The 25,227-nt window shown below is 49.8% G+C and carries 20 protein-coding genes; 9 read left to right on the plus strand and 11 right to left on the minus strand.

The window, feature by feature from the left end:
• Positions 1-36: 36 nt before the first annotated feature.
• Entirely contained in the window at positions 37-1,023 is a 987-nt protein-coding gene (locus ACUZ8J_RS18855; protein WP_446694627.1) for a diguanylate cyclase domain-containing protein, read from the minus strand.
• A 146-nt stretch (positions 1,024-1,169) separates the two neighbouring features.
• A complete protein-coding gene (locus ACUZ8J_RS18860) occupies positions 1,170-1,505 on the minus strand; it encodes an FKBP-type peptidyl-prolyl cis-trans isomerase (protein WP_011621259.1) in 336 nt (111 codons plus the stop codon).
• Positions 1,506-1,694: 189 nt separating this feature from the next.
• Between ACUZ8J_RS18860 and trxC the strand changes: the two genes are divergently transcribed.
• Positions 1,695-2,117: a thioredoxin TrxC gene (trxC, locus tag ACUZ8J_RS18865; RefSeq protein ID WP_086903809.1), complete on the plus strand. Its 423-nt coding sequence runs from the start codon at positions 1,695-1,697 to the stop codon at positions 2,115-2,117.
• A gap of 68 nt (positions 2,118-2,185) precedes the next feature.
• Here the strand turns inward: trxC and ACUZ8J_RS18870 are convergent, their stop codons facing one another.
• Positions 2,186-3,586, minus strand: coding sequence for a DASS family sodium-coupled anion symporter (locus ACUZ8J_RS18870; RefSeq protein WP_109286831.1), 1,401 nt, complete (start codon positions 3,584-3,586; stop codon positions 2,186-2,188).
• A gap of 658 nt (positions 3,587-4,244) precedes the next feature.
• On the opposite strand from ACUZ8J_RS18870, the gene ACUZ8J_RS18875 reads away from it, so the two are divergent.
• Together ACUZ8J_RS18875 and ACUZ8J_RS18880 are read left to right on the plus strand one after the other, a co-directional pair.
• Positions 4,245-5,288, plus strand: a complete 1,044-nt coding sequence (locus ACUZ8J_RS18875) for a sensor domain-containing diguanylate cyclase (protein WP_446694628.1) — start codon at positions 4,245-4,247, stop codon at positions 5,286-5,288.
• 221 nt (positions 5,289-5,509) lie between these two features.
• Positions 5,510-6,682 (plus strand): MFS transporter, encoded by a 1,173-nt coding sequence (locus ACUZ8J_RS18880; protein WP_446694629.1) that lies wholly within the window; start codon positions 5,510-5,512, stop codon positions 6,680-6,682.
• 48 nt (positions 6,683-6,730) lie between these two features.
• On the opposite strand, the gene ACUZ8J_RS18885 is transcribed toward ACUZ8J_RS18880, so the two are convergent.
• Genes ACUZ8J_RS18885 through ACUZ8J_RS18895 form a run of 3 tightly spaced genes read right to left on the minus strand, consistent with a single transcriptional unit; the run spans position 6,731 to position 8,908 of the window.
• Positions 6,731-8,353 carry a PepSY-associated TM helix domain-containing protein gene (locus tag ACUZ8J_RS18885; RefSeq protein ID WP_446694630.1) on the minus strand — a complete coding sequence of 541 codons (1,623 nt, stop codon included), beginning with the start codon at positions 8,351-8,353 and terminating at the stop codon, positions 6,731-6,733.
• Between the two features lie 6 nt (positions 8,354-8,359).
• Entirely contained in the window at positions 8,360-8,650 is a 291-nt protein-coding gene (locus ACUZ8J_RS18890; protein WP_086903804.1) for a hypothetical protein, read from the minus strand.
• Between the two features lie 3 nt (positions 8,651-8,653).
• Complete coding sequence (locus ACUZ8J_RS18895) at positions 8,654-8,908, minus strand: hypothetical protein (protein ID WP_248968861.1); 255 nt, start codon at positions 8,906-8,908, stop codon at positions 8,654-8,656.
• A 341-nt stretch (positions 8,909-9,249) separates the two neighbouring features.
• On the opposite strand from ACUZ8J_RS18895, the gene ACUZ8J_RS18900 reads away from it, so the two are divergent.
• Positions 9,250-10,137 (plus strand): prohibitin family protein, encoded by an 888-nt coding sequence (locus ACUZ8J_RS18900; protein ID WP_086903802.1) that lies wholly within the window; start codon positions 9,250-9,252, stop codon positions 10,135-10,137.
• Positions 10,138-10,243: 106 nt separating this feature from the next.
• Here ACUZ8J_RS18900 and ACUZ8J_RS18905 read toward each other — a convergent pair whose 3' ends face one another.
• Complete coding sequence (locus ACUZ8J_RS18905; protein WP_446694631.1) at positions 10,244-11,749, minus strand: SO_0444 family Cu/Zn efflux transporter; 1,506 nt, start codon at positions 11,747-11,749, stop codon at positions 10,244-10,246.
• 2 nt (positions 11,750-11,751) lie between these two features.
• A complete protein-coding gene (gene zntR, locus ACUZ8J_RS18910; protein ID WP_011621248.1) occupies positions 11,752-12,225 on the minus strand; it encodes a Zn(2+)-responsive transcriptional regulator in 474 nt (157 codons plus the stop codon).
• Positions 12,226-12,562: 337 nt separating this feature from the next.
• Here zntR and purH point away from each other — a divergent pair, with 337 nt between their 5' ends.
• The 4 genes from purH to ACUZ8J_RS18930 all read left to right on the plus strand — a co-directional run bounded on the left by purH (position 12,563) and on the right by ACUZ8J_RS18930 (position 19,341).
• Positions 12,563-14,161: a bifunctional phosphoribosylaminoimidazolecarboxamide formyltransferase/IMP cyclohydrolase gene (gene purH / locus ACUZ8J_RS18915; protein ID WP_086903799.1), complete on the plus strand. Its 1,599-nt coding sequence runs from the start codon at positions 12,563-12,565 to the stop codon at positions 14,159-14,161.
• Positions 14,162-14,266: 105 nt separating this feature from the next.
• Positions 14,267-15,565 carry a phosphoribosylamine--glycine ligase gene (gene purD / locus ACUZ8J_RS18920; RefSeq protein ID WP_446694632.1) on the plus strand — a complete coding sequence of 433 codons (1,299 nt, stop codon included), beginning with the start codon at positions 14,267-14,269 and terminating at the stop codon, positions 15,563-15,565.
• A gap of 180 nt (positions 15,566-15,745) precedes the next feature.
• Positions 15,746-18,967 carry an ImpA family metalloprotease gene (locus ACUZ8J_RS18925; protein WP_446694633.1) on the plus strand — a complete coding sequence of 1,074 codons (3,222 nt, stop codon included), beginning with the start codon at positions 15,746-15,748 and terminating at the stop codon, positions 18,965-18,967.
• Between the two features lie 149 nt (positions 18,968-19,116).
• Entirely contained in the window at positions 19,117-19,341 is a 225-nt protein-coding gene (locus tag ACUZ8J_RS18930; protein WP_446694634.1) for a hypothetical protein, read from the plus strand.
• Between the two features lie 3 nt (positions 19,342-19,344).
• Here ACUZ8J_RS18930 and ACUZ8J_RS18935 read toward each other — a convergent pair whose 3' ends face one another.
• From ACUZ8J_RS18935 to hemE, 3 genes are all read right to left on the minus strand, one after another.
• On the minus strand, positions 19,345-20,148 hold the full coding sequence (locus ACUZ8J_RS18935; RefSeq protein WP_086903796.1) for an SDR family oxidoreductase: 804 nt from the start codon (positions 20,146-20,148) through the stop codon (positions 19,345-19,347).
• Between the two features lie 75 nt (positions 20,149-20,223).
• Positions 20,224-22,794, minus strand: a complete 2,571-nt coding sequence (locus tag ACUZ8J_RS18940) for a putative bifunctional diguanylate cyclase/phosphodiesterase (protein WP_446694635.1) — start codon at positions 22,792-22,794, stop codon at positions 20,224-20,226.
• A gap of 378 nt (positions 22,795-23,172) precedes the next feature.
• Positions 23,173-24,237 (minus strand): uroporphyrinogen decarboxylase, encoded by a 1,065-nt coding sequence (hemE, locus tag ACUZ8J_RS18945; protein WP_011621241.1) that lies wholly within the window; start codon positions 24,235-24,237, stop codon positions 23,173-23,175.
• A 459-nt stretch (positions 24,238-24,696) separates the two neighbouring features.
• Here hemE and rsd point away from each other — a divergent pair, with 459 nt between their 5' ends.
• The gene (gene rsd, locus ACUZ8J_RS18950; protein WP_086017236.1) at positions 24,697-25,182 is read left to right on the plus strand and encodes a sigma D regulator; all 486 of its coding nucleotides are present in this window, start codon (positions 24,697-24,699) and stop codon (positions 25,180-25,182) included.
• The last annotated feature ends 45 nt before the right edge of the window (positions 25,183-25,227 follow it).

Raw genomic sequence — 25,227 nt, forward strand, 5'->3', positions numbered from 1 at the left:
TATAAAGACGCGCAAGCTAGGCGCATCTGCCGCCGATTAACGGTCAATAGCGCTCTCATTCCGAGAGAAACTGTAGCCGTTTTTCCCTTGGTGTTTAATACGATACATAGCGGCATCGGCGCGATCGCAGCTTTGAGCAAAACGATCACCGTACTCAAAAATATCGATACCAATACTCAGGCTAATCGCCACCTCGCAACCATCGAGTAAGAAACGTTGTCGATAAACATCCAACAAGGATTGCGCGAGCATGCCTAAGGCTTCGATATCCGAAGTGGGCAGGACAATCACAAACTCGTCCCCACCGAGCCGCGCGATCTTCGCCTGTGCGCCCGAATGTTCCACTAAGGAATGCGCCACATGCACCAATAAGTTATCGCCAAACTTGTGGCCATGGTGATCATTTAAGGCTTTAAAACCATCAAGATCGATAAAGAATAACGCCCCGCGCTGGCCAGGTTGCAATAGTTCATCGAAGGCAGTGGTGATGGCTTGGCGATTCATCAGGTTGGTGAGAGGATCGCTATGGGCTAACCGAGCTAAATCCAGCTCGTAGCGCTTTTCTTGAGTGATATCGATATGGCTGCCCATCATCCGCAGCGGCGTGCCATCGGGTAGACGCTCAACAATGCGGCCACGATCCGACACCCAAGTGATGCTGCCATCTTTGTGCAGCATGCGATGTACGACCTGATAATAATCGGTCTTGCCATTCACATGATCTTCAAAGGCTTTGATTACCCAGTCTTTATCCTCTGGATGAAGTTTGCTTTTCCAGCTGTCGACATGGGCGCGAAGCTCCTCGCGGCTAAAGCCGAGCAGTTCGCCCCACTTCACATTGAACAGGGTGAGATTGCCACTGGGAACATGCTGCTCCCACAAACACAAGCCATTGCCATCGAGGGCGGCAAAGAGTTTTTCTTCGGCGCGATTATTGAGCGCCGTTAACCGCGCATTTTCACGTTTAAGCTCGGCGATTTCGGCCTGAAGTTGCTTTATTTGTGCTGCAGAATCCGCTACCACGAAAAGTCTCTGTTGTTAGGTTGGGGGATTTTCGTCCAGTGTAAAACAGTTAAAGCCGAAGGGACATAGTAAAAAGGATAAAGCCAAGGGGGGCTGACAAGCCATACAAAGGAGTCAGCCAGATGCTGACTCCATCAAGCTGACGCTTAATCGCGGGTGAGCACTTCAAGCAATTCAATCTCAAAGGTGAGATCCGAATTAGGCTTGATATGGGCACCAATTTGACGCTCGCCGTAGGCTAAATGTGCAGGTACGAATAACTTGCGTTTACCGCCAACCTTCATGCCCATCAGTCCTTGATCCCAACCTTTAATCACTCGGCCAGTGCCAATCACGCATTGAAATGCCTGACCACGGTCATAGGAGGAATCAAACTGAGTGCCGTCCTGCAAAAAACCGCGGTATTGAGTAGTGATCAACGCACCTTTTACGGCCTCTTTTCCTTCGCCGATAACCAGATCGACAACTTCTAACTCAGTCATTTAATTAATCTCTTAGTCTTCACTTACATACAAGTGATTCATCAAAGTGTCTATTCTAACATCGCCAACCGAGCTTGTCGGCGCGGCTCATCCATTTTGTGGTACAGGTTTCGATACGCCTTTACCTCCCTTTAAATTTGCCACGGCGTCCCCATATCTACAGCATGCATTGAGCTAAGGAGCCATTCCATGATTATCGCCTGCCCCCACTGTGACACCTTAAACCGCGTGCCCCAAGAGCGGTTAACTGAGCAGCCTACCTGCGGCAAATGTAAACAGAATCTGTTTGCGGCGGCGCCCATTGAGCTCACGAGCGCCAATTTTATCAATCATGCTCACAAGTCAGAGTTGCCAATCGTTGTCGATTTTTGGGCGAGCTGGTGCGGCCCCTGCAAAAGCTTTGCGCCCACCTTTTCGGCGGCAGCAAAAGCATGGGAACCACAATTTCGTTTCGGCAAGATTAATACCGAGGAGCAACAGGCGTTGGCGGCGCAATTTGGGATCCGCTCTATCCCTACGCTAATGATATTCAAACAGGGACATGTTATCGCCCAGCAAGCAGGCGCCTTACCCAAGTCGGCGCTCGACCAATGGCTGCAGAGTTATTGCTAGAATCTATAGTTTCGCCCATAAAAATACCCAGCCTAGCTGGGTATTTTATTTGGATGAATCAGGCGTGTTTACACTTCCCAGAAGGTGTGGGCAATAATGCCCAGCACTATCATGCTGAGGAAGTTAACTATCATGCCCACTCGCACCATTTCCGACTGCTTAATATGGCCAGAGCCGTAAACAATGGCGTTAGGCGGCGTCGCCACAGGCAACATAAAGGCGCAGGAAGCCGCAATACCAATCAGCACTGAGAGCATCACTGGCGATACCCCTAATGCTTCGGCAATCGCCGCAAATACTGGCACTAACAGCGCGGCACTCGCGGTATTACTGGCAAACTCGGTCAGCATCACCACGAAAGCGATTACCGCGAACACGAACAGCGACATATGGGTGCTACCAAAAATATCCGTCATCCAGTGCGCGAGGAACACGCTGGTACCGGTACTTTTGAGCACGGCACTCAAGGTTAAACCACCACCGAACAGGATCAATACGCCCCAATCTGTGGTCGATTCGATCTTCTTCCAGCCGACGAGCCCAAGTCCCGCCAGCAACACTACAGTGCCAAGGGCGACGACGGTATCAAATTGCGTGATCCCACCGAGCGCTTTTGCCAGCGGCACACTGAAAATCCAGCAACAAACCGTCGCGAGGAAGATAACTAAGGTGAGTTTGCCTTGGAAAGTCAGTTTTTGTTCTTCAACATCCAACTTACATTGCGCTGATAGATCCGGTTTAAAGTACCAGTAGAGCGCCAAAAGCATCATAGGCAACATCAAGATCACCGTAGGAATGCCAAACTTCAGCCAGTCGCTAAAGCTTAGGCCGACCTGCGCCGCGGCAATCGCGTTTGGCGGGCTGCCGACTAAGGTACCAATGCCACCAATGTTGGCGGAATAGGCAATCCCAAGCAGTAAGAACACATAAGTGCTGTGGTACATCTTGCGATCGAGCTGCTGCAAAATCCCCAGCGCGAGTGGCAACATCATCGCCGTGGTTGCTGTGTTACTGATCCACATAGACAGCAACGCCGTCACGCCAAACAGCATTAAACAGGCAATACTGAGTTTACCCTTGGAGGCCAGCAATAATTTTTGCGCGATCAAAGTATCGATCTTTTGATGGTGCAGCGCCGCGGCTAATACAAAGCCACCGAAAAACAGATAGATAATGGGATTAGCAAAGTTACTCATGGCTTCTTTGGTTTCAAACACTCCAAAGAATACCGCCAAAATCGGCACTAAAATCGCCGTGATACTGATGTGAATCGCTTCGCTTAACCACAAGATGGCGGCGAACACTAAGATAGCCAGCCCTGTATTGACCCCTTGGTCAAAGGGTAAACCGTAATACAGCGCGAATAGCAGCAGAATATCCGCCACTAAGATCAGCATTTTTTTCTTTTCAAGCCCGGCATTCGCGGGCGAATGATTGGGGGGAACCGACGTTGATTGCTCTAAGGACATGGTGACAACCTTCATACCATTATTTTTTTAGGCAAATTTAGGGCATAGGTCACACTTGGCAAAGCAGTTTATTTTGTACTTTTGCCACTAAGCAACCACAAACACTGCTGACAAAAGGCGCAAAAATGCCATTTTCGAGATAAAAATCACCTGTTTTTGATCTGAACTTATGTGCAAAATTTTCAAACGCACAAAAATACCGCAAAAGTATGCCAAAGCTGTAATTGAATAAATGTTTAAAACTGTGACACGCGTCAAACTTTAGTTTTTAACCAAGTGATAAAGGCTGAATTTAATCTTAAAAACAGCAGTTAAAACCAAAATATCTAAATCATTTACACTTTTACTACTAAAGATTCCGCAAAAGACAATCGCCGCATATTTTCCAATTTATTCACATTTAAACAACCACTCAATTTGACGGCTCACCGAACAACAACCGTCAGAGCCCCGAGATGACGCCAATTTTCAAACTATCACGCCCTTCGAATGACGCTACCCAGTTGTGTCAGCTTGAATGCAAGCAAGAGATTCTTTAACCTAAAACCAACAAAGATTGCAGAGCGTGCAAACTCACTCTATATTGCAGCTAGAACCTTATTTAGGCATTTAAAATGTTGCTTTAAATGACCAAAGGCGTTTAAGGGAGGGGATAGCGATGGACAGATATTTTAACCCCTTGAGTTTATCTGATAGTGCCAAGGAACATCAGATTAGCTTCCCCGTGGAATTTGTGCAGGCACTTACCGTGGCGACCTCACTCCAAGAAGTGCTCGATACGGTTTCCCAATGGATCTATCAACTCTTTGATGCACAACGAGTCAGCATCACCTTAAAGGACGATGCCGACTACCTAAAAATCTATTCCATCAGTGGCGACAAGGCAATCCCACTCGATTTTAGAGTCCCTATTACTAACACCTTTGTTGGGCGCGTCTTCACTGCAAAGACGGTACTGATTTGCGATGATCTGACAAACTCCACCACCTTGGATGGCATCATGCTGGCGCAACACGGCATGAATTCCTGCATGAACGCGCCATTACTCTATGGGGATATTTGTTTAGGCACCCTAAATGTCGCCCACCACCAATCCAACTACTACACCGATGTACACGCTTTAGAATTACAGTGCTTAGCCAATTGGATTAGCCTGAACATCAGCCTGCGTCTGCAACTGAAAGAACTCGAATACCTTGCCTCAACGGATCATTTAACAGGCGCGGCCAATCGACGGGTGTTTACCCAAAAAATCCAACAAGCCATCGCGGTGTTCCATGAACAGGGACAAGCCTTTTACTTTGCTTTGATGGACATAGATCATTTTAAGATGCTCAATGACCAATTTGGCCATACCGCAGGGGACTATGTGTTACAGCGGATTGTCGCGATTACCGAAACCCTGATGACGAGTCCAGGTAAATTCTTTCGGATCGGCGGTGAGGAATTTGCGATAATCTTCCTCGAGCAAACAGGGTATGATGCAGTGCAGTTTTTTAACGATATCAGGGAAGCCATTGCCAAGGCCGCCATGGACTATGATGATGTACAGCTCAGCGTCAGTGTCAGTATCGGCTTTACCGCGATGAGCGCATTAGATGAGGCGCCAGAATCCCTGCTGCGCCGCGCGGATAAGGCGCTGTATCAGGCAAAACTGGCGGGGAGAAATCGTGTAGTGATGTTTAACAGCACTCAAGTATAATTACCCGACATGTTTAATAACCGTTCATTCAACGCCGAAAAAACGCACAACAAAATCGCAAGTTTGTAACATTTAAAGCTCATTATCTATATGAATAATAAACACAAATATTATTCACCATCTCAGTCAATCTAACTCACTTTACCCTGCACAAAATTCGGCCTAAAGTCGCGCCCGTAATCTCACCTCCCGCTAATAATTTGTCCATTTTGGTACCGCTTGTGGAAAATAGTGCATTAACTCAATCGACTCAAAAGCCAGGGCTGTTTGTGCCTGTTGCTGGCTTAAGCCTATTTGCCCTCGCCTCGGGCTATTTGATGAGTTTGATCCCGCTGTCACTCAGTTACTTTGAGCTCAGCCCCGATCTCGCACCATGGCTCGCGAGTATTTTCTACCTAGGCTTATTGCTGGGCGCACCTTGCATCGCGCCAATCGTGGCACGTATTGGCCACAGCAAAGCCTTTATTTTATTTCTCAATATCTTATTGTGCAGCGTTGTGGTTATGGTACTGCTGCCACAGGGCGGTATCTGGCTCGCTTCGCGACTCGTTGCTGGTGTTGCGGTGGCAGGGATTTTCGTGGTCGTCGAATCTTGGTTGCTGATGGCCGACACCCAAAAACAACGGGCCAAACGGCTAGGCCTGTACATGACCGCCCTCTACGGCGGCACGGCAATCGGACAACTCGCGGTCGATTACTTAGGTACCACGGGCAACCTTCCCTATTTAGTCGTGATAGGTTTACTGGCCGCCGCCAGTTTACCCGCACTCTTAGTCAAACGCGGTCAACCACAATCGAGCGAGCAACACTCGATTGCCCTCTCGGATCTTAAAAACCTGAGTAAACCCGCCGTGGTCGGTTGTTTAGTCTCGGGATTATTGCTCGGCCCTATTTACGGCCTATTGCCTGTTTATGTGTCGCAGGACATGGGATTTGCCCAGCAGACGGGGCAATTTATGGCGCTGATCATTATGGGTGGCATGATTGTCCAGCCCTTAGTGAGCTATTTATCTCCACGCTTCCAGAAGAGTGTATTAATGGCCGCCTTCAGCTTAATTGGCGCAGCGGCACTCTTTTTACTGACACAGAAATCCCTCGTTGGACTCTGGTTAGGCTTTGTGTTGCTGGGCGCCTGCGCCTTTGCCCTCTACCCTATCGCCATCAGTCTGGCCTGTGATCATCTACCTAGCAGCCAAATTGTGTCAGCAACTCAGATTATGCTGCTCAGTTATTCCGTCGGTTCGGTTATCGGCCCGGTTGCAGCGAGTCGCTTTAATCATATCGAACATGGCCTACTGCTCTACTTAGCCGCCAGTTTTGTGCTGACTTCTTGTTACCTTGGCGCGCACTTACTGGTGCGAAGCAAACCTCGCTTGCCGACGGCAAAAGCTTAAGGCCTATTACTCAGTAACAAAAAGGGCACCGATAAGGGCGCCCATTTTTTAGATTGTTTTTAACCTGGCTTCTTCAGCCACCAGCTCCTTGCTGGGAATAGCCCAGACACTGTCCTGCGGGCCATTGAATACGCGATGGCGCGTGAGTCGGTATCCATAGCAGAACAGCCCACTAAAGCCGAGCGCCACCAGATCGACCCCGAGCGTTGCCGCCGAATGGGGCGCCCATAAACCCAGATTCGGCACTAACAGCCCAATCACAGAGGTAATAGGCATTGCCAGAGTCGCCAAGGCGCACAGAGGCAAAATCAGCAATGCCGCCCTCGCCGCCCCGCGCCAAAAGGCATAGGCCATTAAGGCGACGAAGACGACATAGTACAACCACAGATAGAGATGATTAATATTGCTCACCTGTGAATAGAACCATTTCCCCAGCAACATGCTCACCGCCAGAGCGGCAACCGAACCTAAACAAATCCCCACGGTGGCACTCGCCATTAATCGGCAGGCACGCGTCTGCTCACTCGCCTGTTTTTTACGTCGCTTTTCCAGCCACAGCAAGTTACCGCTGTAAAATAAAAAAGCGCCGCTCAAGCCTAAAAAGAAATACACCCAGCGCCCAAGATCACCGCCGTAACTGCCAAAGTGCAACCCAAAGAATACCGCCACCGTTCTGGCCCAAATGCCCTTGTCACTTTGGTCAATGGTGCTGTTGGTTATCTTGAGGCTATAGGGATGCAAATATAAGTAATCGGTAACTGGCCCGCGCATAAAGCCGTTAGGGTTGTACAGGCCTAAACGCAAGGTCGCACGGGGATTATTCAAGTTCATAAAGGTCATTTCATGCACTTGATACTCGGGGGCGAGTGCCTGCACCTTAGTCAGAACTGTGCTGACCTTAGGCAAATCGGCGAGCGTATAGGGCGTTCTGTCGGGTGCAGGTTGGGCAAACAGCGGTTTTTCACCGTAAACCACCAGCTTGAGCCCATCGTAAAGCTGATCATGGAAGGCAAACACTATCACGGTCAAACTGATCACCAGATGAAATGGCAAACTAGTGATGCCGACTAAGTTGTGGGCATCGAGCCAGAAACGACTCTCGCCCTTATCTTTACGTAGGGCGAAAAAGCTTTTAGTTAAGGTGGGCAGTAAGAAAATCACTCCAGAAACCAGCGCCAAGAAGTATAAGAAGGCGGCGATGCCGAGCACATAGACGCCTGCTTGATCGTGACCCACTTCACCGGCAATCCCCGCAGTGCGGTGTAATTGGTCAATCAGCTCGGCCAGCTCGCTTGGGGTACTCAGTTGAGTCACTAATTGCCCCTGCTCGTCGAGGCTAGCATGCCAAAGCTGGTTGCTCATGCTGAGTTCACGCTCCGAGCCCTGCTGATACCAAGTCATCGGCGACTGATGTTCATCATTCAAATGCAAACTAAAGCCATTTTTCGCCTTATCGTCCCGCGCTAACACCTGCAACACTAACTCATCGAGCCTATCAGCAGAGACTTGCGGCAAAGTCACAGAGGGCGGCATTGACCAAGCGTCAATCGCACCTTTAAACATAGTGAGCGATCCGGCATAAAAACCGATAAACAACACTATTCCGGCGATAATCCCAGTCCAAATATGGATAGACTGATACACCCGTAACACATCACTGCGAACTTTCATCCCTTATCACCTAAAGGTATATAAAACTATATAAGTCAAAATGTTAAGCAGGCCTAAATAGCCAATGGCCCTGAGTCCTGTTTTAAAGAGAAAACTCAAACTTAAGACAGATAACCAAATGGGCGCGATCAACCACATATTGACCTGCACCTTAGTATCGGCATCAATACCGCCTGGGCCAAACCAGGCAAATAATCCCACCAATCCAAGCGCTAAAGTGAAGCCTAAAATCAATCCCGCCAGTGATTTAGTCCACCAGTCGGGTTGTAACTTGTCCTGTTCAGCTAAACGCGCCATGGCTTATTTCCGACCGATAAGAGAGATAAAAGGCACTAAGCCCGAGAGCAACATCAACAGGGCTATCCAGATAAACATTGCGGCACTGAAGGTGAACAGGCTCAGCCAACCAATCAAGCTGGCGAGGGCAAGCCCATAGGCGAGTAACCGCCAAGGCCGCTTAGGCAAAGGGCGAGCTAATCGTTTTTGCTGCTTATTGGTCAAATAACACAACAGGCAAGCCGTCAGCGTCGACAACAAAAAGATAAGTTGCAACACAGGGATTTATCCTCTCACGACAAAGTGTTAGCACAATTAAACCCACTAAAATCTATCGCATTTCAGCCTGATTCCCACAAAGCAATAATGGGGCGAAATGATAGAAAATTGAGTTAATTTCGGGACTCTAACTTTAGTGAGAATAGTTCGCAATAACATTTACACTGTAAGGATAAGCAATGACATCTGGGTCACACATCGACAAGTCCAATGCAGTCTTGTTGCCTCACGTTAACCATTAAGATACATTTTGCTGCAAAATGTAACGCCAAGTGATTAAAACTAAACCGTATTCCGCCCCAATAAATTCGCCATCGCAACATATCAGCAAAGGAAGCGACATGATAAAAACTGAACTTAACCTGCCAAGCTCTATTGGCCTCTCTAAAATCATCCCCCTGGTGATTTTACTGATCCTCTTTATTTCACTCTTTGGCAGTTGGTACACGGTCGACCAAGGTGAGCGCGGAGTGATTCTACGTAACGGTAAGATCATCGGCACCGCCGAGCCAGGGCTCGGATTTAAAATGCCACTGTTCGATACAGTAGTGAAAATCTCAACCCAAACCCACACCACCAGCTACAGCTCATTACAAGCCTATAGCCGCGATCAGCAACCCGCGACCCTCAACGCTTCAGTCACCTTCAACGTGCCGCCGGATCGTGTCGAAGAAGTGTATGCCAACTTTAAGAGTATTGATGCCATGGTGGCTCGCCTACTCGACCGCCAAGTGCCAACGCAAGTTGAGAACATTTTTGGTAAATACACTGCGATTTCGGTCGTGCAGGAGCGGATCAAATTCGGTATAGATGTCACCAGCGCCATCACTAACTCGGTCAAAGGCCCCATCGAAATCACCTCAGTGCAGATTGAAAATATCGACTTTTCCAACGCCTATGAAAAGTCTGTAGAAGACAGAATGCGCGCCGAAGTTGAGGTACAAACCCAGCTGCAAAACCTCGAGAAAGAAAGAGTCAGCGCACAAATCGCCGTGACCCAAGCGCAAGCAGAAGCCGACTCACAACTCGCCCGCGCTAAGGCTGAGGCCGAAAGTATTAGGATTAAAGGGGATGCAGAGGCGTCTGCCATTAAGAGCCGCGCTGAGGCTCTGGCACAAAATCAAAACCTTGTCGAACTGACCAAGGCCGAGAAGTGGGATGGCAAGCTGCCCACCACAGTGCTACCGACGGGCACTCTGCCCTTTATCGATGCTAAAAAGTCGAACTAATAAACGGCTGAGCGTCACGCATCGCTCTGCCGCGTGAGCAGCACCATTAAAGTGTCACAATAAAAAATCCCCAGTCATTGCTGGGGATTTTTAGTTAGCGTTAGCACTATGAGCAGCAGTCACTACGGCGCAGCCAACTTCTTGGGATCTTCTCGAATACCACTTTCGCCATCAGTAGTGCGAGCACTATGCCTGAGGTAGCGACCAGCCACTCTGGCAACATTTGATGTTGCTCACCAATCTGTGGCATCACTTCAAAACCAAAGTTAGCGACCAGATAGTTCACCAAAGCGCCAGCGACTAAGGCAACACCCAAGACGCCGCCAAGATAGCCATAGAGCGCGCGCTTACCCAGCTCCTTAGTCACTACGCCTAAAGTCGCGATATTGGTTGCAGGACCTGCCATCATAAACACCAGTACGGCACCGGGGGAGACACCCGCCAGTAGCAAGCCGGCGGCAATCGGCGTCGAAGCCGTGGCGCAGATATACATAGGCACAGATACTAACACCATCACCAGCATGGCCAGCAATCCATCGCCCCACTTAGCTAAAAAGTCAGCAGGAACATAGGTTTGTACTATGGCAGCGAAGAATAACCCCACCAGCAACCAGAGTGTGGTGTCACGCACCAGATCCGTCGCCGCATATTTAAGCCCTATGCCTACACGTGCAATCACAGACTCAGACTTAAGCTCGGTCGCCATATCCTGTGTAGATGCGCAGCAGCTCTCGCCTTCGGCTTGATGGCTATCAGCCGTTTTCGCGCTTGAGCTACCACAACAAGCGCCCTTCTTCACTACGACTATTTTTTCAGGCGCGGCAGTTTGAGTGCCACAGCATGAACCAGCATTTTCAATCTTAACCGCACTAACTTTAGCCACATTAACCATAGTGACAGCGCCCATGCTTGGGCCGCCAGTTGCCATTAGACTTGGCGCCGCCATCGGCGTCATTTTGATTTTGGGCTCGGTTGCTGGCGCTTTCGCGTTATCACTGCCGCAGCAGGAAGACTTAACTGGCGTGATTGCCGGCGCGTTTGTCGATGCACAGCAGCTTTTTACCGCTTCGGCTTTGACCACTTTCTCCGCCGACGGGGATTTTGAAGCACAGCATGAAGCGACAGGCGCAGCGCTAGCGAATGCCTTGTTTGACTGAGCCGTGTCTGACTGAGCCGTGTCTAACTGGGCCTCGGCCTTAGCCGCAGGTTTGCCATCGTCATCATCACGCCCGACTAAAAGGCCCGCAACAATGGCGCTGGTAATCGCCGCAATCGGCCGTACTATCGCCATAAAAGGGCCGAGTAAAACGTAAGAAACCGTTACAGAGTCGACCCCAGTTTCAGGAGTCGAGACTAAAAAGGAAGTCGTTGCCGCTTTCGATGCGCCAGAGCGGCGCAGCCCAACGGCCGCGGGGATGACACCGCAGGAACACAGAGGTAATGGCGCGCCTAACAATGCCGCCTTCACCACGGTTTTAAAGCCATGCCCGCCGAGCTGCTTTTGCATCCAAGCCATGGGCACAAACACTTTGAGTAGGCCCGCCAGAATCAAGCCGAGCAACAGCCAAGGGGCGGAATCTAAAAACAGATCGATAAAATTCTTCAATAACATAGTTAATTCCCTGACTTATCTAGGGTTGTCGCATCTGGAGTTTGGCCATGGTCGTGCTCCACACGCACTCGCTCTGTGCTCGACTCCAGCGCCTCTAAAATCGAGCAATGTTCGGCGCTGCGCGGCCCGCCGCAGCAAGCATCCGACAGTTTTTGCAAACTGGTTTGAAAATGCAGTAACTCGGCAATCTTAGTCTGCACCTGAGCCAACTTAACGTCGACCATGCCCTTCACATCGGCACAGGCCCAATTGGATTTATCCAACTCGATAGAAAGCAGCTCGCTAATTTCACTCAAGCTAAAACCTACCGCCTTCGCCCGTAGAATAAAACGCAGCCGTGCGGCATCGGCATCGGTATAGACCCGATAGCCAGAGTCGGTGCGGCTCGAAGGCGAAAGCAGGCCGTGTTTCTCATAAAATCTGAGGGTATCGGCTTTCACTTCGCATAAATCGGCTAACTCACCAATGCGGTACATAGTTCTATCCTTTGCAGCTTAGCTTGCCTCATGCCAACCTTCGGAGACAATCAACATCATAGGGCGAGTATAAACCTTAGAGCCTACTCCAAGGTCAAGGGCTATTTTTAAATTTATCCCTCAGTCAAAAACCACGGCACTTTGTTCTGATATCAATATTGTGAAATCGCGCAGAAAAAACACCCGTAAATCCAGTTTTACGGTAGAATACGCGCGCCTGACGCTGGGACAAAAAATATAAGTAGGACCAAGGGGCTTTTGGAAAGCAGAATCCGATAGAAGTTGTTCTGTTTTCCGAAAGATCCTTGAAACTAAAATAACTGGACCCTGTACCCAAATGACTGTTGCAAATAATGCCAGACCCATTCGTCGCGCGCTGTTAAGCGTTTCAGATAAAACCGGAATTCTCGAATTCGCCAAAGCATTACACGCCCAAGGCGTTGAACTGCTGTCAACGGGCGGCACCGCTCGCTTGTTAGCGGATAACGGCGTGCCTGTTATCGAAGTATCTGACTATACAGGACACCCTGAGATCATGGATGGTCGCGTTAAAACCCTGCACCCGAAAGTGCATGGCGGCATTTTGGCGCGTCGCGGTCTTGATGAAAATGTCATGGCTGCCAACAACATCAATGCAATCGATCTGGTTGCGGTTAACCTCTACCCCTTTGCCGATACCGTTGCTAAAGCCGGTTGCACCTTAGAAGATGCGATTGAAAACATCGACATCGGTGGCCCAACTATGGTGCGCGCTGCGGCGAAAAACCATAAAGACGTGACTATCGTGGTAAATGCGGCCGACTATAACCGCGTATTAGCCGAAATGGCCGCCAACAATGGCAGCACGACTCACGCGACCCGTTTCGATTTAGCGATTGCCGCCTTCGAACACACTGCCGGTTACGATGGCATGATCGCCAATTACTTCGGCACTATGGTTCCTGCGCATAGCACTGATGAGTGCTTCGAAGATTCTAAGTTCCCACGCACCTTCAACACTCAATTAGTGAAGAAGCAAGATCTGCGTTACGGTGAAAACAGCCACCAAACTGCAGCCTTCTATGTTGACACTAAGATCGACGAAGCCTCAGTCGCAACGGCAGTTCAACTGCAAGGTAAAGCACTGTCTTACAACAACATCGCCGATACCGATGCCGCCCTTGAGTGCGTGAAAGAATTCAGCGAACCCGCTTGCGTTATCGTTAAACACGCTAACCCATGTGGTGTTGCACTGGGTAAAGATCTGCTCGATGCCTATAACCGCGCCTATCAAACTGACCCAACGTCAGCCTTTGGCGGCATCATCGCCTTCAACGGCGAGTTAGATGCAGCAACCGCTAGCGCTATCGTTGAGCGTCAATTCGTTGAAGTAATTATTGCGCCAGTCGTGAGCCAAGCTGCCCGCGATGTAGTGGCCAAGAAAACCAACGTGCGTCTGTTAGAGTGCGGTCAATGGGATACTAAGACCAAGACCTTAGACTATAAGCGCGTAAACGGTGGCCTGCTGGTGCAAGACCGCGACCAAGGCATGGTTGGCTTAGATGACATTAAAGTCGTGACTAAACGTCAACCGACCGAGAGCGAGCTGAAGGACTTAATGTTCTGCTGGAAAGTGGCTAAGTTCGTTAAATCTAACGCTATTGTTTACGCTAAAGACGGTATGACCATCGGTGTCGGCGCCGGCCAAATGAGCCGCGTCTACAGCGCTAAGATTGCCGGTATCAAGGCGGCCGATGAAGGCTTAGAAGTGGTTAACTCTGTGATGGCGTCCGATGCCTTCTTCCCATTCCGCGACGGTATCGATGCCGCAGCGGCGGCGGGCATCAGCTGCATCATCCAGCCAGGTGGCTCAATGCGCGATGCTGAAATCATCGCTGCTGCCGACGAGCACGGCATGGCCATGGTAATGACGGGCATGCGCCACTTCCGTCACTAATGCCACCTACAGCCAGCACGCCATGTGCTGGCTGTTTCGTTTATCGCACTCTGTAGCGCGAAGAATCTAACCACAAGAATTTAAAACTCAAAGGGATGACTTAACATGAAAGTATTAGTTATTGGTGGCGGCGGCCGCGAACATGCCCTAGCTTGGAAAGCGGCACAATCCCCACAGGTAGAACTGGTTTATGTTGCACCGGGCAACGCGGGCACGGCCCTCGAGCCAAAGTTAGAAAACCTCAACATCAGCGCGACGGACATTCCTGCCCTGCTCGATTTTGCTCAAACCAATCAGATCGAACTCACCATCGTTGGCCCGGAAGCGCCGCTGGTATTAGGCGTGGTCGATGCCTTTAACGCTGCGGGTCTACCCATTTTCGGCCCAACTAAAGCGGCAGCACAGTTAGAAGGCTCTAAGGCGTTCACTAAGGACTTCTTAGCACGCCACAATATCCCAACGGCGGGTTATAAAAACTGTACCGAAATCCAAGACGCTAAAGCCTTCGTGCGTGAACTAACGGGCAAGACAGGTTACCCAGTGGTCATCAAGGCCGACGGTTTAGCCGCAGGTAAAGGCGTAATCATCGCCCAAGATCAAGCCGAAGCCGATGCCGCCATCGAAGATATGCTCGCGGGCAACAAGTTTGGCGATGCCGGTTCTCGCGTGGTTATCGAAGAATTCTTAAAAGGCGAAGAAGCCAGCTTTATCGTGATGGTCGATGGTAAAAACATCCTCGCCATGGCAACCAGCCAAGACCATAAAGCCCGTGATAATGCCGACCACGGTCCTAACACTGGCGGCATGGGCGCTTACTCCCCTGCACCAGTCGTTACCCAAAGCGTGCACGATTGGACCATCGCTAACGTTATCCGCCCAACGGTTGATGGCATGGCGGCTGAAGGCAATGTTTACACTGGCTTCCTGTATGCGGGTCTGATGATCGCACCAGACGGCAGCGCCAAAGTACTGGAATACAACTGCCGCTTTGGCGACCCAGAAACCCAACCTATTATGATGCGCCTCAAGTCGGATCTGGTTGAGCTGTGTTTAGCCGCGACCCGTGGCGAGCTGGATAAAGTTACCGCCGAGTACGATTCACGCGCCGCAGTCGGTGTTGTATTAGCCGCTGGCGGTTACCCAGACGACTACCGCAAGGGCGATGTGATCCAAGGTTTAAGCCTAGGTAATCACGATGCCAAAGTCTTCCACGCGGGTACTGAGATGAAAGACGGTCATGTAGTTACTAACGGCGGCCGCGTTCTATGCGCTACAGCCCTAGGACACACTGTGACCGAAGCACAAAAAGCTGCTTATCTGCTGGTTGATGAAATCCACTGGGATGATGTGTATTTCCGTACCGATATCGGCTATCGCGCCATTGCCCGCGAACAACAGAGCTAAGCTTTAATTCATTTAAAAAACCGGCCATGCGCCGGTTTTTTAATGCCTTAAATTTGACGAGCGTCAATTTTAAGTTAATGATTTATATCAATTTTAAGCAATCAAAACCTACTTTCACCCGCATTATTCCTATACAATGCTACGCAAATGTTAACTACCTACAAATGCTAAGGACTCTCCATGGAGATTAGACTCATTTCTGCCGCCATCGCCTTGATACTCGCGGGTTGTGGCGGAGGCTCAGAGGACTCGGGTAGCACAACCCCTCCGCCGGAGCCGCCAGTCCAACCTCCTGCGGTGACTCAATATACGGCGAGTACTAGTTCAGTCTTGGGTGGCAAGCTCACCCCTAGCAGCCAGAAGGTAGATGCGGGTAAAAGTGCCAGCTTTAGCATTCAAGCCGACAACGGTTTCGTGCTGGATAGCATTAGCGGCTGTGGCGGTGCGCTGACCGAACAGACCTACATCACTGCGACGATAAGCGCCGATTGCACAATTACCCCAAGCTTTATCAGCAATGCTGAAAATGCCATTCGCCATCAAGACCATACCCTTGCCAGCGCTAACGAACTGATTGATTTCAGCACTGCTGAACTTGCCAAAGTGGACGCTGCCCGCAAAGCGAAAATCACCGAACTCTATCAAGGTGTCGGTAACAGCATCACTTGGCATCCGACCCACGATTCCATCACCTTTTCGAGCTTTATGCCGAAAAATACTTTTACCTTACTGCCATCCAATGTTGATGGCAGCGGCGCCAGCGCCGTACGCGGCTTAGTGATGGCGGGCGAACAACAAGGCCAGCGTTATGCCGCCATGGGTGGCAACCTGTTTGCGGTTAATAATTCGGATCAGAGTGATAAGCTGCTGAAAAACCTTATCGGATGGCTGACCAAAGGCGGCGATCAGCAGAATGGCCTGAGCATAGTCACGGCACAGATGCCAAGTCGCGCCGACAGTTGGTATTTCCCCCATAACGAAGGGATCCGCACTTGGCTAAGCAAGTACTACCCCGACGCCCACAGCATCAACGACGCCAATAGCTGTGATTGCACCGCCCTTGCCAGCTGTATCGATATCTTAAAACCCGATTTAATCGTTATCAGCGATATTGACCGCGATAACCTAGGTTACCCGGGCATTCAAGCGGCCATCACTAAAGCCAAGGCGGCGGGGATCCCGCTGCTGCTCTCAAATTATCGACGCGAACAAAGCGCTATGCTCTCACCGCTCTACCTTGAGATGGGGCTCTCTACTGCAGGAAACTATTGGTCGAAACTCAATGCCAATAACCTGAGTATCGACACTATCCTAGCGCAAGATAAGGCGCTTGCGGATGTCGAAACCCTGCTGGCAAATTTGCGCGAACAACGTTTCGACACGCAAGTGCTCAATGACTGCGGCGGCAACTATTTAAGCTGTAACAGCAGCGCCTTTGTCGAGACCTTCAAGGCGGGCGCGGATTGGTATCGCAGCAATGCAGAAACCTTAGATAACAATGATATCGATGCTTTTAACAGCCCTAATTTTAGCTTGATGAAAGCAGGATTACTCCTCGCCGACAAGTATCGCAGTGAAATCGATTATCCCATCGCCTACAGCGAATCCGCCCAGTGGCAGCAAGCCCTGTTTGCCGATTGGACAGTCAGCTACACCCGCGCCCACAACCTCGCCCAACCTGACTTAGGTGAGTATGTCACCGACAGGACCAATCTGAGCAAGGGCAGCAACGCCCATTACACCTACCCTGCAACGGTGTCGGAACGTAAAAGCATCACAGTACCTTACTCCGGCCAGTGGACAACAACGGGCTGGTACGCCTTACCCGGGCAGAGCATCACACTCACCCGCTTAGATAACACTGATGCTAATGTTGAAATTAAGCTGAATTATCATAGACGTAATACTAACCGCGCCTATGAGCAAAAGGTTTACCGCGCGCCATTAGAACTTGCCCAGCAGCGCCTCAAGCTCGCCAAAGGGCAAAGTCTTGAATTCTCAACCCCCTATGGCGGCCCTATTTATCTCTATATCAGTGATGGCGAAGATGCGCTCAGTGTCGATGTGCAAGCCAAGAATGTGGCAAAGCACCCCAGCATTATGGATTTTTCCAATCCTACTGAAATCACGGCCTTTAACGATAAGATCCAAAATACCGAGTTGCCCCATGTGGATCTTCGCACCGATGGCGCCGAGCAGCATTTGCGCCGTGACCGTTTTATGAATGCAATTGGCGGTAAGATCCCGGATGTCAATGCGTTGCTCAAGAGCATTGTCGAGGATCATATCAACAACGTGTATACCCTTGCAGGGCTGAAAATCCAAGGTAAGAGCTTAAGTGAATCTCTCCCCTCGGATGTGCTTGCAAGCTGTCAGGCACTCTTTGGCGCAGACTGCACCGATGCTAGCCTGCATACCCGCAGCATCATCCAACACGCTAACTATGACCAAAACGCCCACTGCGGCTCGGGTTGTAGCGGTAATCCATGGGATGCGGCTTGGAATATTTCGCCAACGGGTTGGGGAGATAACCACGAACTCGGCCACAATCTGCAAACCAACCGCCTGAACGTACAATACGCTACTGCCGCCAATCGCGATAATTGGGCTGGCTATGGCAGCCGCGCGGGGGAAAACTCCAACAATATTTTCCCCTATGTGGTGTTGTGGAAGACCCATTATCTGCGCGACGGCAACACGAGCAGCATCACCGATGGTCATATGAATCACAAAGATCTCTTCTATGTGTTTATGTCCGATGCAGCAGGCACCACGGATACCAGTGGCAAACGCGTGGTCTTTGGCGCCAACTGTAAAGTGCTCGATGTGGGCGAAGACAGATACACAGCCCCTTGGGCCAGCAATGCTTACGCGGTACACAACGGCTATCGCATGGCGTTTTACATCCAAATGGCGCTAAAAGCTCATGGCATGACGCTTAACGACGGTACCAGCCTAAGCAATGGTTTCAATATCTTCACCCTGCTGTATCAGCACAGCCGCATCTTTGGCAAATACGCCAATAATGCCAGCGACTGGGAGGCTAACCGCAGCAAACTCGGCTTTGAACTTTTCCCATACGAGGGCCATAGCGTTTACGGCGGCAAAACAGTGAGGGATATTCCGGGCAATGACTTTATGCTGGTATCCCTGAGTAAGCTCACAGGCAAAGATTGGCGCAGCCATTTTGATATGTTGGGCCTGCGTTACTCAAGCCTCGCCGCGGCGCAGGTAGCGGCAAACGCCAGCCAAGGTGCGGTCCCTATGGGTATGTATGAGCTTGAAACCGATTTGCCACCAGCGAACATGAGCCAAGGCTTAAGCTTTATCCCTCTGTCAGTTAGCGATGGCAGCACTCTGTGGAAAGGCACTGGCTCACCTAGCCAATGCGCTAAACCTTAATGGGTCATAGATGTCGATAGCCTCAACCTAACCCCAATAAACCTCGCTTATGCGGGGTTTATTTTTGCCACAAAGCGTGAGCTGACGCACACAAGTCCCCCTTTGGCGGGCGCACTATCTAGACCCAACAAAAATATCAGGGGTTATTTATGGGATATTCAATCAAAGACATTATTTATCAAGGGGAAAAGTCTGGCGTGCACAATTGGCAGACGCTATCGGGACAGAATTTTTACTGGCATCCAGACTGGTTACATATCGCAGAGGATCTCACCGTCCACAAAGCCACCGCCCATATTCAGGCCGATGGCGATAAGGCGACCCAAAGCGAGGCAGAGCAAGCTATTGTGAAACACCTTAATCGCGGCAAATAAGCATTAATGGCCCGACGCAATCGCCTTGCGGGCAATTTTATCGATTAATCCCGGTGCAATCAGCTTTAGCCAGCGCCCGAGTCGGCCACGTAGCGACGTAATAAGCTGCCGACCTCGGGTCGCTATCACAGGGAGCATCATGTTCGCACATTGCTCAGCGGTGATAATTTTGGCTTCTTGCATCGGAGATTTACCAAGCGGCTTACCCTCGCCATCGAGGGCACGCTTATGAATTTGTGATACAACAAAATCGGGACAAATCACAGTCACGGCAACGTTATCATCTGCCAGTTCAATCCGCAGCGAATCAAAAAAGCCGATAACCGCATGCTTAGAAGCGGCATAGCCACTGCGCGTCGGCACGCCCGTTAACCCAGCTACCGAGGCCACCACCACCACCTGACCTTGGCTCGACTTTAAATAAGGTAAGGCGGCATGAGTTAAATACGCTGGCCCTAAGTAGTTGACTCGCATGATATCTTCCAGCACAGACAACTGATTAAGCTCATCGAAACGCGACCACATGGTCATACCCGCGTTATTCACTAGAATATCGAGGCGACCATAATGGGCAATAGTGGCTTGAATTAAGGCTTCGCATTGGGAGGCGCTACTGACATCGGCGGCAAATACAAAGGGAGTCGGACCATAGTTCGCGATTTCGAGGGCAAGGGAGGCTAAACGTGTTTCATTGCGGGCACTGAGCACCAGTTGGCAACCCACCCGTGCCATGGCGATGGCCAGCGCCCGGCCTATTCCCTCCGAAGCGCCCGTAATAATGACTACTTTACCCGTCAGTCCATCCATAACTATTCCCTTGTTACCAATGTGTTAATTATGCTCCGAAGTAAATTGGCATAATCATCTTAAAAGCGCAATCCCCTATGCGCGTTGTGCGTGCGGCACGCCAAGCGGCTCGCAATAACTGCTCAGGGGTTGCGGTCGTCCTATCGCATAACCTTGCGCGTAATTAATCCCAATCGCCTGTAATCTATCGATAATCTCTTGGTTTTCGACAAACTCGGCCACTGTCTCAATCCCCATGACGCGGCATACGTCCTGAATGGATTTGACGATGGCGTAATCCTTGGCGTTGACCGCAAGGTTCTTCACGAAGCAGCCGTCAATTTTAACATAGTCCACCGGCAGTTCACGCAGATAACCATAGGACGCAAAGCCACTACCAAAATCATCCAACGCAAAAGAGAACCCGAGTTTACGCAGCTGCCTGAGCATTTCCATGCCGCGGTGACGATTTTGAATCGCCGTGGTTTCGGTGATTTCAAAGCACACACATTGGCTTGGGATATCAAAAATCTGTTGCTGCAAAGCGATATATTCCACCATGCCTTCGGCACCTAAGCTATTGCCTGAAAGGTTGATTGAAATACAGTGATTCGGCCATAACTGTGGATTTAAGGATAGCCATAAGAAGGCCTTACGTATCACTTCTTTATCGATTTCAGGCATGAGCTTAAAACGCTCCGCCGCTGCGATAAACTGTGCTGGCGCTAAAATACGGCCGCAAGGTTCTTGGATCCTGAGCAGGATTTCCATCCGTTGCCGTTTAGAACTCGCCCCTAAACCGCGGATCGGTTGGTAGTAGAGCAGCAGTTCATTTTCCTCAATCGCTTGCGCAATACGCACCGCCCACTTGGGCGCGTTGCGCTGGTAGGTCAGCTCTTTATCTTTATCATCATAAAAATGGATTTGGTTTGTTCCCTTGGCCTTAGCGGCGATACAGGCAATATCCGCATCCTTAAGTAGCTCTAAGGCATTAATATAGGGCGCACGGCCAAAGGCGACTCCAATACTCAAGCCGACTTTATAGTTACAGTTTTTATCGTGCAGTACCTGCAGCGAAACCAGAGCGATAATTTGTTTTAACTGCTGGGCTACGGCCAAAGCTGTGCTGTCGCAAATGACTAAGCCAAATTCATCGCCACCTAAGCGAGCCAATAATGCCTGCGGCCCTAGGCAAGATTGAATCGTCCGCGCCACTATGGCCAACATGCGATCGCCAGCGGCATGCCCACAGCTGTCGTTAATCAGCTTAAACTGCTCTAAATCCAGATAACATACCGCGAGGCGCTTAGCCTGACTGGCAAACTGCGGCAACCGCTCCTCGAAGGCTTGCCGATTGAGCAAACCTGTCACGCTATCGAAGTTGGCGCGTTTTTGCAGCTGGTGCTTAAGTAGCTCTTCCTGGGTAATATCCCGCAGCACCACCACAGTGCCGGTAATTTCTTTATCATGATTCAACACGTTACTGATGCTGCGCTCAATAATCCGTGGCGTGGCGGTTAATAGCTTGATTTTGGCGACTTGTGGTGTGGTTTCCCCCAAACGCATACAATGGAATACCGCTTGATTTAACTGCTCCCCCGCTTTTAATAACGACGCTAGGCTCTGGCCAACGGCGTAACAGCTGGCAACATCGAGCAAAGATTCGGCCTTGGGATTCATATAGATCACTTTGGCATCAATATCGGTCAGGATCACCGCCTCGGCAATCGACTCTAGGGTAGTCTTACCGCGTTCTTTCTGCTGATATATGCGGGCAAGTAAACTGTTAACTCGACTGGCTAACACTTCTAACTCGACGTTACCTTCACCGCTCACAGGGCGATACACGCTGGCCGCAGGGTCGACCAATGCCAGCTGCTTCATCATGCTTTTAAAGGGTTTTAACAGGCCAGCGCGCAGCCAAATGTACCCCAGCGCCACAATTAACACGCCGAGTAGAATAATCCCCACCGAAACCCAATCGAGGTCGAGCTTTACTTCTTGGAAGGGTGCAGAAGAGAACTGTACCTGCAGATACAATGGCGAGTTTTCCAGCAAACTCGGGATTGGCACAAAGCTGAGGCGATCTTTCGCGGCCGAGGTGTTGCTGCGACTCATCTGCACCTGAGTGACTAATGGCGCTTGGGCATATTCTAATAAATCCTGTGCAGACAACTGGCGCACCAAGAGCACGTATTCTTCGGGGGCGACGGCTGCGGCGGTGACAACAAGCCCAACATCCCCGGCAAGATACACCCCAGCCACTTTAGGTTTACCAGCAGCTAGTACCGCATCGGCAATTTGCTGTTGTGTCGCTAAGGCAATACTGGAGGTGTTAGCGAGGACACTTTGCAGCTGCCCGCCCTGCAGAATAAACCAGTGTAAATTGGCGGACATGGCGCTCTCAAGCCATGATGATTCGATGGATTGCAGTAATTCGCCATCGACCCGAGACAGCGGGGAGGCATAGATATTAGTGAGAAAACTTAAACGGTCGATATCGATGAGAAATTGTTGCTGGATATTAGTCAGCTCATGCTGCACATTATCTTGGCGCAGCAATTCGACCCTATGATCGAACCAATAGCCGAGGCAATAGGACACGAGCACAACCGCTGGTAAACAGAATCCTGCAATAAATACCAATATTTTGTTGCCAATGCGCATCTCTTACCACGGCTTTTGTCATTGAATAGATAAACGGCTTTACATAGTCCCTTATAGCGTCATGCAACATATCTCATTTGCAAATAGTATTAAATATCACTTTGCTTTATCCGTTGCTAAAGTAAGCAATAGCATGCATTTAATTGTGTTAAACGCCTTTGATTTAGCGCAGCTATTCGCTAAATAAGTTTTAAAAAGTTAGATGTTAATCAATATCCTATGTTCTAAAGCCGCTTGTAAACACCTTGTAATGCCTTGGCTTTACGTTTGGGGAGAAAGGCATAATCCGAGCCGAGTTGACGTTAAGCCCGCATTGTTTAGCACAGAGTCAGAGCATAAAAAAACGGACCTTAAGGTCCGTTTTTTCTTCAGTATCGCTTACTTATGATACTGCTTAGATTGAGCATGAACCGCCTTGATAAAGGCACCCGCATGCTCTGGGTCAACGTGCTGATGAATACCGTGGCCTAAGTTAAACACGTGGCCTGTACCCTCACCATAACCCGCCAGAATTTGAGCGACTTCTTCTTCGATACGTGGGATTGGCGCGTACAGCATAGAAGGATCCATGTTGCCTTGAAGCGCCACTTTGTGACCGACACGGCGACGGGCATCGGCAATATCGACAGTCCAGTCTAAACCTAAAGCATCACAGCCTGTTTCAGCCATGGCTTCTAACCATAAGCCACCGCCCTTAGTGAATAAGGTCACTGGCACTTGGCGGCCATCGGCAAAGCGAGTCAGACCATCGACAATCTTCTGCATATAACGCAGTGAGAATTCACGGTAAGCCGTGTGCGATAACGCGCCGCCCCATGAGTCGAAGATCATCAGCGATTGAGCGCCGTTAGCAACCTGCGCATTCAGGTACAGAGTCACAGAATCGGCTAACTTGTCGAGTAACATATGCAGCGCCGCTGGCTCTGCGTAGGCCATCTTCTTAATTTTTTCGAAGGTTTTGCTCGAACCACCTTCAACCATGTAAGTCGCGAGTGTCCAAGGAGAACCAGAGAAACCAATCAATGGCACTTGGCCATTCAGTTCGCGTCGAATAGTGCTAACCGCTTTCATCACATAACCCAGATCATCTTCTGGATCGGGAACGGCTAATTTTTTGATGGCATCGATAGTGTCTGTTGGGCGCTCAAAACGTGGGCCTTCGCCCGCCTCAAAATACAGACCTAAACCCATCGCATCGGGAACAGTCAGGATATCGGAAAACAGAATCGCCGCATCCAGCTCGTAACGACGCAGCGGTTGTAGCGTTACTTCACAGGCCAATTCATGGTTTTTACATAAAGACATGAAGTCACCCGCTTGAGCGCGAGTCGCTTTGTATTCAGGGAGATAACGGCCAGCTTGACGCATCATCCACACTGGGGTCATATCAACAGGCTGTTTTAGTAGGGCGCGTAAATAACGATCATTCTTTAATTCTGCCATTTGGCTTGATTCCTAGACTTATTGAGATCCGCTGGGTCGGTAGTTTAGCATTTACGCGGATAATGTAACCTTTAAGTGCAAATTTATGTGAGCTATTCCCCATCATTGCTGTCCATTTAAGCACTTATCGTCAAAATGCTAGCCAGATAACATACTGTTTAGTAATCGAACCCAAAGTCACACTAAGACAGAAAAAAGTTGCGCTGGTTTCCTGCCTTTGGTATAAAAAGTTTGCGCTAGCAAGAACAATCAAGAAGCTCGTCGCATCGAGCCTGCTATATACATTACTCGCCCAACGATAGGTTTCTATCGTTGGGCTTTTTATTTCCGCATTTTTTTATACAAAACAGCTGGTTTGTCCATCTGCCAATTCTCGCAAATCCCGATAAAAAGGGTTGATCCAAGAGCTATTTCTCCCCTACATTAGAGTCATGTCCTGGCACTTAAATGGAATGCATCATGCTGAGAGAACTCGAAAAAGCAGAACAAAAGTGGGGCGGTTCAAATAAGCTTATAGATCAATGGCTAGAAAATCGTCGTAAACTCTTGGTGCATTACTGCCAGATAGCAGGCCTTCCTCCCTATGGGAAAGCCGAAAAATCCCTTCCCTCCTTCGATCATGTGAAATCCTTTTGTGATTTATTAGTCGATTACGTCTCCGAAGGCCATTTCGAAGTCTATGACCAAGTGGTCAATGCCTGTGAAAAGTTTGGCGCCTCGAGCAAAACCTTAGCCCAGCAAGTATTGCCAAAGATCACTCCAACGACCAACGCGGCGTTAGACTTTAATGATAAGTACGCCGAAGCGCAGGATGATCAAGTGTTATACCAGCTAGATAAGGATCTTTCCGAACTGGCCCACACCATGGAAACCCGTTTCGAGTTAGAAGATAAATTGCTCGAAGTGCTACATAACCAGTATTCAGAGCACGCCCAGCAAGCCTAATTAGCGCGCTAACCGTTATGTGCCTCGAATCGCATAATTGCGCCT

The organism is Shewanella sp. Koi 1 (genome assembly GCF_052907445.1).

What these genes read in the sequence shown, in the direction of transcription:
- ACUZ8J_RS18870 (WP_109286831.1), bottom strand. Translation starts at nt 3,586, where the DNA reads ATGTCCTTAGAGCAATCAACGTCGGTTCCCCCCAATCATTCGCCCGCG.
- ACUZ8J_RS18885 (WP_446694630.1), bottom strand. Translation starts at nt 8,353, where the DNA reads ATGAAAGTTCGCAGTGATGTGTTACGGGTGTATCAGTCTATCCATATT.
- hemE (WP_011621241.1), bottom strand. Translation starts at nt 24,237, where the DNA reads ATGGCAGAATTAAAGAATGATCGTTATTTACGCGCCCTACTAAAACAG.
- ACUZ8J_RS18925 (WP_446694633.1), top strand. Translation starts at nt 15,746, where the DNA reads ATGGAGATTAGACTCATTTCTGCCGCCATCGCCTTGATACTCGCGGGT.
- rsd (WP_086017236.1), top strand. Translation starts at nt 24,697, where the DNA reads ATGCTGAGAGAACTCGAAAAAGCAGAACAAAAGTGGGGCGGTTCAAAT.
- ACUZ8J_RS18935 (WP_086903796.1), bottom strand. Translation starts at nt 20,148, where the DNA reads ATGGATGGACTGACGGGTAAAGTAGTCATTATTACGGGCGCTTCGGAG.
- purD (WP_446694632.1), top strand. Translation starts at nt 14,267, where the DNA reads ATGAAAGTATTAGTTATTGGTGGCGGCGGCCGCGAACATGCCCTAGCT.
- ACUZ8J_RS18930 (WP_446694634.1), top strand. Translation starts at nt 19,117, where the DNA reads ATGGGATATTCAATCAAAGACATTATTTATCAAGGGGAAAAGTCTGGC.
- ACUZ8J_RS18905 (WP_446694631.1), bottom strand. Translation starts at nt 11,749, where the DNA reads ATGTTATTGAAGAATTTTATCGATCTGTTTTTAGATTCCGCCCCTTGG.
- ACUZ8J_RS18875 (WP_446694628.1), top strand. Translation starts at nt 4,245, where the DNA reads ATGGACAGATATTTTAACCCCTTGAGTTTATCTGATAGTGCCAAGGAA.
- ACUZ8J_RS18860 (WP_011621259.1), bottom strand. Translation starts at nt 1,505, where the DNA reads ATGACTGAGTTAGAAGTTGTCGATCTGGTTATCGGCGAAGGAAAAGAG.
- ACUZ8J_RS18890 (WP_086903804.1), bottom strand. Translation starts at nt 8,650, where the DNA reads ATGGCGCGTTTAGCTGAACAGGACAAGTTACAACCCGACTGGTGGACT.
- zntR (WP_011621248.1), bottom strand. Translation starts at nt 12,225, where the DNA reads ATGTACCGCATTGGTGAGTTAGCCGATTTATGCGAAGTGAAAGCCGAT.
- purH (WP_086903799.1), top strand. Translation starts at nt 12,563, where the DNA reads ATGACTGTTGCAAATAATGCCAGACCCATTCGTCGCGCGCTGTTAAGC.
- trxC (WP_086903809.1), top strand. Translation starts at nt 1,695, where the DNA reads ATGATTATCGCCTGCCCCCACTGTGACACCTTAAACCGCGTGCCCCAA.
- ACUZ8J_RS18940 (WP_446694635.1), bottom strand. Translation starts at nt 22,794, where the DNA reads ATGCGCATTGGCAACAAAATATTGGTATTTATTGCAGGATTCTGTTTA.
- ACUZ8J_RS18900 (WP_086903802.1), top strand. Translation starts at nt 9,250, where the DNA reads ATGATAAAAACTGAACTTAACCTGCCAAGCTCTATTGGCCTCTCTAAA.